Source organism: Streptomyces sp. (genome assembly GCF_036524955.1).
Lineage (GTDB): Bacteria > Actinomycetota > Actinomycetes > Streptomycetales > Streptomycetaceae > Actinacidiphila.
Genome location: NZ_DATDBG010000049.1, coordinates 1 through 7,901, shown reverse-complemented (window position 1 = coordinate 7,901; position 7,901 = coordinate 1). Strand labels below are relative to the sequence as shown.

The 7,901-nt window shown below is 70.9% G+C and carries 1 protein-coding gene; it reads right to left on the bottom strand.

Features of this window, described 5'->3' with window-relative positions; genetic code table 11:
• The coding region (locus VIW71_RS04105) for an SDR family NAD(P)-dependent oxidoreductase (protein WP_331620564.1) at window positions 1–7,887 on the bottom strand (7,887 nt) is incomplete at its 3' end.
• Between the last annotated feature and the right edge of the window lie 14 nt (window positions 7,888–7,901).

Genomic DNA, 7,901 nt, shown 5'->3' with positions numbered 1-7,901 from the left:
CCGCCACAGATCATCCGGCGACGCCACACCCCCAGGCAGCCGACAACCCATACCCACAATGACAACCGGATCGTCACCAGCCGACACAGCCGGCACGGACACAGCGACCTCCCCGCGTACCCCGGAAAGCTCAGCTGTCAGATGCTCCGCCAGTTCGGCCGGGGTCGGATGGTCGAAGACCAGCGTCGCGGGCAGCCGCAGTCCGATGTCGGCGGCGAGGCGGTTGCGCAGCTCCACGGCGGTCAACGAGTCGAAGCCGAGGTCGCGGAAGGTCTGCCTCGGCGTGATCGCGGCGGCTTCGGCGTGGCCGAGCACGGTGGCGGTGTGGGTGGTGATGAGCCCCAGCAGGTCCGATCCGGGAGTCTTCGGCGACGGCAGGGCCGCGGGTATCGAGAGGTCGGCGGTGGTCAGCGTCGGACGTCCGCTGGCCAATGCGGTGTCGAACATGGCCAGCGCACGGTCCGTGCTGAGCGGTCGGATTCCTTTGCGGGCGAGGCGTTCGCGGTCGGTCACAGTGAGGTGGGCGGTCATACCGCTCTCCTGCGCCCAGTAGCCCCAAGCCATCGAAACCGCCGGCAGACCGAGGGACTGCCGGAACTCCGCCAGGGCGTCGAGGTAGGAATTCGCGGCGGCGTAGCCGGCCTGGCCGGCGTTGCCGAGCACGCCCGCCGCCGCGGAGAACAGCACGAACGCAGCGAGGTCGTGCTCGCGGGTCAGCTCGTGCAGGTGCCACGCGCCATCGACCTTGGGGCGCAGCACACGGTCGAGCTGCTCGGCGGTCAACCGTTCCACGACCGTGTCGTCCAGCACGCCGGCCGCGTGGATCACGGCGGTCAGCGGGTGTGCCGGCGGGATCCCGTCCAGCAGCTCCGCCACGGCTTCCCGGTCCGCGACGTCACAGGCCGCGACGTTCACGTTCACGTCCGCGTCCAACTCCGGCGCCGCACCGCCACCGCGGCTGACGAGCAGCAGATGCCGTACCCCGTAACGGGACACCAGGTGCCGGGCGACGGCCTGGCCGAGGGTGCCGGTGCCGCCGGTGATCAGCACGGTGCCGTCCGGGTCGATCGGCTTGGGAATGTTGAGCACGACCTTGCCGGTGTGGCCGGCTTGGCTCATCAGCCGGAACGAGCCGACAGCCTGACGGAGATCCGCTGCGGTGACCGGCAGTGGCGCCAAGGACCCGTCGGCGGACATCGCCACGACCTCGGCGAGAATTCCGCCCAGCCGCACCGGGTCCACCTCGTTGAGGTCGAACGCCCGGTAGGTCACGCCCTCGGGCGAGCGGACATCCGTCTTGCCCATCTCCACGAACCGGCCGTCGTCGGCGAGCAGCCGTAGGGAGGCATCGGTCAGCTCTCCCGCCAGCGAGTTGAGGACCACGTCCATGGCCGGGAACCGGTCCGCGAACTGCGTGCTGCGGGACGACCCGATATGGTCGTCCGGCAATCCAAGGCGCCGCAGGGTGTCCCACTTCGCCGGGCTCGCGGTGGCGAACACCTCCGCGCCGCTGTTGAGGGCGAGCTGGATGGCCGCCATCCCGACTCCACCCGCGCCGGAGTGGATCAAAACCCGCTCGCCGGGGCGCAGCCCGCCCAGGTCGAAGAGCCCGTACCAGGCGGTCATGAACGCGATCGGCACCGACGCGGCCCTGGTGAAGCTCCAGCCGTCCGGAATGGTTGCCAGCAACCGGTGATCGGCTACCGCGCGCGGCCCGATCACACCGGGGATCATTCCCATGACCCGGTCGCCCGGCCGCAACGCCGGAACACCGGGGCCGACCTCGACGACCGTGCCCGCGCCTTCACCGCCCAGCAGCGCCTGGTCCGGGTACATGCCCAGCGCGATCAGCACGTCCCGGAAGTTCAGGCCCGCCGCGCGCACGGCGACGCGTACCTGGCCCGGCTCCAGCGGAGTCTCCGGGTAGGTGACCAAGGCCAGGTCGTCCAGGCTTCCGGTGCCGGACTCGCTCAGCCGGTACGCGCCATCGGGTGCGATCAGCTCCGGGACGTACTTCGCCTGCCGTGGCACGAGAATCGTGTTGTCCCGGAGGGCCAGCTCGGGTTCGTCACCGGCCACCATGGCGGCTTGGACGGCCTGTTCCTCGGACGCGTCCCCGATATCGACCAGCACGAATCGGCCCGGGTGCTCGGCTGCGGCGCTCCGGACCAGCCCGCGCACAGCCGCGCCCGCCACGCCACTGGTCAGGACGGCAAGGCGGGACACCGCCTGCTCCGGCTGCTTCGCAAGGAAATCCTGGACCAGCTCGCAGGCCTGCTGGGTGAGTACGTGTACGGCGTCCGCGTCCTCGTTCGCGGTGAACACCGGGCTCGCCACCACGTCGATCGGCGCGCTCGCGGTGAGGGGCACCCACTCGGTGTGCAGCACCGCGGTCCGGGACTCGGCCGCCGGACGGACGGTCAGCGTGGTGATGTCCGCGACCGGGTTGCCGGACAGGTCGGTGAGCGTCGCACGGTAGGTGTCGGTTCCCTTGCGGGACAGATGGACCCGGGCGGAAGACACGCCGGTCGCGTGCACGGCGACGCCCGAGAAGGAGAACGGCAGCCGGACCCGGGCGTCCGGACTGAGCAGGATGAGCGGCTGCAGTGCGGCGTCCAGGAGTGCCGGATGGATGCCGAACTGGGCGCCGTCGGGGACGGACACCTCGGCGAACAGCTCGTCGTCGCCTCGCCATAGTGCCTGCACACCTCGGAACGCCGGTCCGTATGCGTAGCCGAGGCCGGCAAGGAAGGCGTAGAACCCTTCCGGGTCCACAGGTTCGGCGTTCCGTGGCGGCCAGCTGAAACGTCCGGCTGTCACCCGGCCGCCAAGGGTCCCGGACGCGTGGTGGACCCAGCCTTCGTCGCCCTTCGAGTGCACCGTGACCGGGCGGTGGCCGGCTTCGTCCGGTGCGCCGACCGAAACCTGGATGTTCGTCGGCGTGTCCGACAGCGGGAGAGGCAGGTGCAGGACGAGATCGTCCAGCGTCCCACCGGCCGAGGTGGCGAGTTCCAGGAAGGCGGTACCCGGTAGCAGGACCGTCCCGTTGACGGCATGGTCGGCCAGCCATGGGTGGGTGCGGGTGGAGATCCGGCCGCTGCGCACGACGCCTTGGTCCGGCAACTCGACGGAGGTGCCCAGCAGCGGATGCCCACTGCCGTGGTCGCCGGTTGTGGGAGTCAGCCAGTACGTCGTGTGCTGGAAGGCGTAGGACGGCAGCCTTACTTTGCGTGAACCGTACTGTGGCCAGGTTGTTGCGACGCCCTGGACGTGCAGGCGGGCCAGGGCGACGCGGAAGTCCTCGATGGCGCCGTGGTCGCGGCGCAGCGTTCCGGTGGCCACGCCGTCCAGGTCGGGCACCAGCACCGGGTGCGGGCTGACCTCCACGAACACCTCGTGGCCATCCTCGGTCAGCTTGGCGGTGGCCAGATCGAACCGCACCGGTTCCCGCAGGTTTCGGTACCAGTACTCGGCGTCCACGGTGTCGACCGGCTCACCGGTGACCGTGGAGTAGAACGGGATCACCGCCGGCCGCGGCCGAATGCCCGCGAGGTCGGTGAGCAGCTGCTCGCGGATCGCCTCGACCTGTGCCGAGTGCGCCGCGTAGTCGACGGGGATGGCGCGGGCGCGTATGCTGTCCCTGGCGCAGGATTCCAGCAGCTCGTCCAGGGCTTGTGGTTCGCCGGACACGACGACGGTGGTGGCCGAGTTGACCACCGCGATCGTGATCCGGTCGCCCCAGGGGCTCAGGTAGCCGACTGCCTGGTCGGCGGACAGCGTGACCGAGACCATCCCGCCGTGTCCGGCCAGAGCGACCAAGGCCTTGCTGCGCAACGCGACCACGCGGGCGGCATCGTCCAGCGACAGGGCCCCCGCGAGGTGAGCCGCCGCGATCTCGCCCTGCGAGTGCCCGACCACGGCGTCCGGCTCGACCCCGTGGGCTCGCCACAGTTCCGCCAACGCGATCATCATGGCGAAGAGCGCGGGCTGCACCACGTCGACCCGGTCCAGCGAGCCGCTGGTCAGCGCCTCGACCAGCGACCAGTCCGTGTACGGCGCCAACGCCGTCCCGCAGGCATCGATGGCAGCGCGGAACACCGGCTCGGTCATGTACAGCCGGCGGCCCATGCCGACCCACTGCGCCCCCTGCCCGGGGAAGACGAACACCGTCTTGCCCAGCGGGCCGGCGGTCCCGGTGACCAGGCTCGGCGCCGCACCGCCCTCGGCCAGGGCGTCAAGGCCGGTGACAGCGCCGACCACCACCGCGCGGTGATCGAACCGGGTCCGAGCGGCCAAGGCGCTCCCGATCGCCGCCGGACTCACCTCGGGATGCTCGGCGACGAACGCGCGCAGCCGGCGCGCCTGGGCGCGCAGCGCCGCATCCGACTTCGCAGACAGCGGCCAGATGATGTGATCGTCCGCAGGACCCGGGGAGGATGATTCAGCGACAGAACGCACCTCGGCGGGTTGTTCGACAATCACATGAGCATTGGTGCCGCTGATGCCAAAGGCAGAGACGGCGGCACGTCGCGGCCGCCCGGTCTCCGGCCAGGCGACCGGTTCGGTGAGCAGACGGACCGCGCCGGACTCCCAGTCGACATGTGGTGTGGGCTCGTCGACGTGCAGGGTCTGAGGCAACCGGCCATGACGCATCGCCATGACCATCTTGATCAGGCCCGCCGCGCCGGCGGCGGCCTGGGTGTGCCCGATATTGGACTTGACCGACCCGAGCCACACCGGCTTGACCCGCCCGGCGCGGCCGTAGGTGGCCAGCAGGGCCTGGGCTTCGATGGGGTCGCCGAGCGCTGTGCCGGTGCCATGGGCTTCAATGGCGTCCACATCGGACGGGTCAAGGCCGGCGTTCGCCAAAGCCTCGCGGATGACGCGTTCCTGGGAAGGGCCGTTCGGCGCGGTCAGGCCGTTGGAGGCACCGTCCTGGTTGGTGGCTGAGCCTCGGACCACCGCCAGCACCTCGTGACCGTTGCGGTGGGCGTCGGACAGGCGCTCCAGCAGGACCAGACCGGCGCCCTCGGACCAGCCTGCGCCGTCGGCCGCGGCTGCGAAGGCTTTGCTTCTGCCGTCCGGCGCGCTCGCCCCCTGCCGGGACATCTCGGTGAACAGCGTAGGTGCCGCGTTGATGGTGACGCCGCCGGCCAGGGCCAGGGAGCACTCTCCGGAGCGAAGCGCCCGAGCGGCCAGGTGCAGGGCCACCAGGGACGACGAGCAGCCGGTGTCCAAGGACAGCGCTGAGCCGAGCAGGCCCAGCTGGTAAGCCAGCCGGCCGGACCCCGCGCTCGTCGCCGTGCCGGTGACCTGATAGCCCTCCAGGTCGTCCGGGATCGGTCCGGCCGCGTAGCCCGTCGACCAGATTCCGGTGAACACGCCTGTCTGCGTGTCCTCCAGAGAGGTCGGGTCGATGCCGGCGTACTCAATGGTCTCCCACGCGGTTTCCAGCAGGATTCGTTGCTGCGGGTCCATTGCGAGTGCTTCTCGGGGGGAGATGCCGAAGAACGCCGCATCGAAGTCACCGGCGTTGTCAAGGAACCCGCCCTTGGATGTGCGTGAGGTGCGCGGGCGGCTCGCGGTCGGGTCGTACAGGCGGTCGATATCCCAGCCTCGGTCGGTCGGGAAGTCGCCGATCGCGTCCACGCCGGCTACGACCAGTCGCCACAGGCCCTCAGGGGACCTGACGCCACCGGGAAAGCGGCAGCCCATGCCGATGACCGCGATCGGCTCGTCCGTCGCGGTCGCGACCGGGATTTCCGGCGTGGCCCGCTCGCCGGACAGGTGTGCGGCCAGCCGTGCCAGTGTGGGGTGGTCGAAGACGAGGGTCGGGGGCAGCTTCACGCCCAGCGCGGCGGTGAGGCGGTTGCGCAGTTCCACCGCCGTCAGCGAGTCGAAGCCCAGGTCCTTGAACGCCTGCTTGGGGTCGAGCTTTTCCGGGGCGGCGTGTCCCAGCACCGCGGCCACGTGGGTGGTGATCACCTCCAGCAGGTCGGTCCGGCCGACGATGCGGGGTTCGGGTGTCCGAGGCTGGATCTGCGCCTCGGGGAGGTCACGGAGCAACCGGCTCGGCCGGGCGTGGGTGTAGGCGCGGGCGAACTCGGTCCACTCGACCTCGGTGACGATCGCGAGTGCGTCGTCGTGGTCGAGTACGTCCTGGAGCTCGTCGAGTGCCCGGTGCGGACTCAGCTCGCCAAGACCCAGCAGAGTACGTTGCCGCTGCACGGATTCCAGGGCGGCCATGCCGCCTTCGGCCCAGATTCCCCACGCCACGGACGTCGTGGCCCGGCCCTGGGCGCGGTGCTGGGCGGCCAGGGCGTCCAGGAACGCGTTGCCCGCGGCGTACGCCGCGCCATGGCCGTCGCCCCACACCCCCGCTGTGGAGGAGAACAGCACGAAGGTGTCGAGATCCGGCAGCAGTTCTGCCAGGTTCGTCGCGCCGGCGACCTTGGCCGTGATGACCTCGGCGAACTCCGCCAACGTCGTATCGGCCAACCTGGTCGCCCTGATCTCCCCGGCGGTGTGGAAGACCGCGCGGATGTCGCCGATGCGGTGCACCAGGTCGCGCAGGGCCTCGCGGTCGGCCACGTCGCACGCCGCCACGGTCACCCGCGCACCGGTTGCCGCCAGCTCGTCGCGCAGGTCGGTCACGCCGGGCGCGTCGAGGCCGCTTCGGCTGGCCAGGACGATGTGTTCCGCGCCGAGCCGGGCGAGTCGGCGGGCCACGTGTCCGCCGAGCGCCCCGGTGCCGCCGGTGACCAGCACTGTCCCCTGCGGCCGCCAGGGCCGTGCGATACCGCCGGAACCCTTACGGCGCAGGCGTTTGACGAACTGTCCGGTGGTGCGGATCGCCACGTGGTCCTCGCCCGTCCCGGCGAGCACGCCGAGCAGCCGGCGCACGCTCACCTCGTCGGGCACGGCAGGGAGGTCGACCAGGCCGCCCCAGCGTTGCGGGAACTCCAGCGCCGCAGACGCGCCGGTACCCCACACCAGAGCCTGCGCCGGGCTGGTGAGCGGGTCGGTGCTCGACGTGCTCACGGCGCCGCGCGTCGCGCACCACAGCGGGATGTCCAGCTTCCGCATCAGGTCCAGCGTGCGCGCCAGGCCCATCGGGACCGCCGGGTGGTCGGGGTGCGGTTCCTCCTCCAGCGCCAGCAACGACAGCACGCCGTCCGCCTCGGACCGACCGTCCAAGGTGTCGGTCACCGGGAAGCCCTGCTCGCGCAGAGCCTCCACCCACGGATGTTCTGTCGTGGCCAGTACCAGCCACCGGGCCGGGTCCACCGGGGCCGACACGCCGGTCGTCGGGACCCACTTCACCTCGTACCGCCAGTTGTCCCGAGGTGCCGACGGGGTCGCCGTCACCCAGTAGGGCTCGCGTTCGAAGGCGTACGTGGGCAGGTCCACCCGGGGCGGCCTGCCGGGTAACGCCGGCGACCAGTCGACGTCCACTCCGGCGACGAACAGCCGTCCTGCCGCGGCGAGGAACTCGGCAAGGCCGCCGTGGTCGCGGCGCAGCGTTCCGGTGGCGAAGGCGTCCATCGCGGGCACCAGCACCGGGTGCGGGCTGACCTCCAGAAACAGGCCATGGCCGTCGGCGGTGAGCTTGCGGATGGCCAGGTCGAAGCGCACCGGCTCGCGGAGGTTACGGTACCAGTAGTCGGCGTCCACGGTGTCGACCGGCTCACCGGTCACCGTGGAATAGAACGGAATCTCCGCGCTGCGCGGCACGATGTCGGCCAGGTCGGCGAGCAACTGCTCGCGGATCGCCTCGACCTGGACGGAGTGCGCCGCGTAGTTCACCGGCAGGCGGCGAGCCCTGATGCCGTCGGCAACGCACGATTCCAGGAGTTCGTCCAGCACGTCGAGGTCGCCGGACACCACGACCGCTCCAGGTC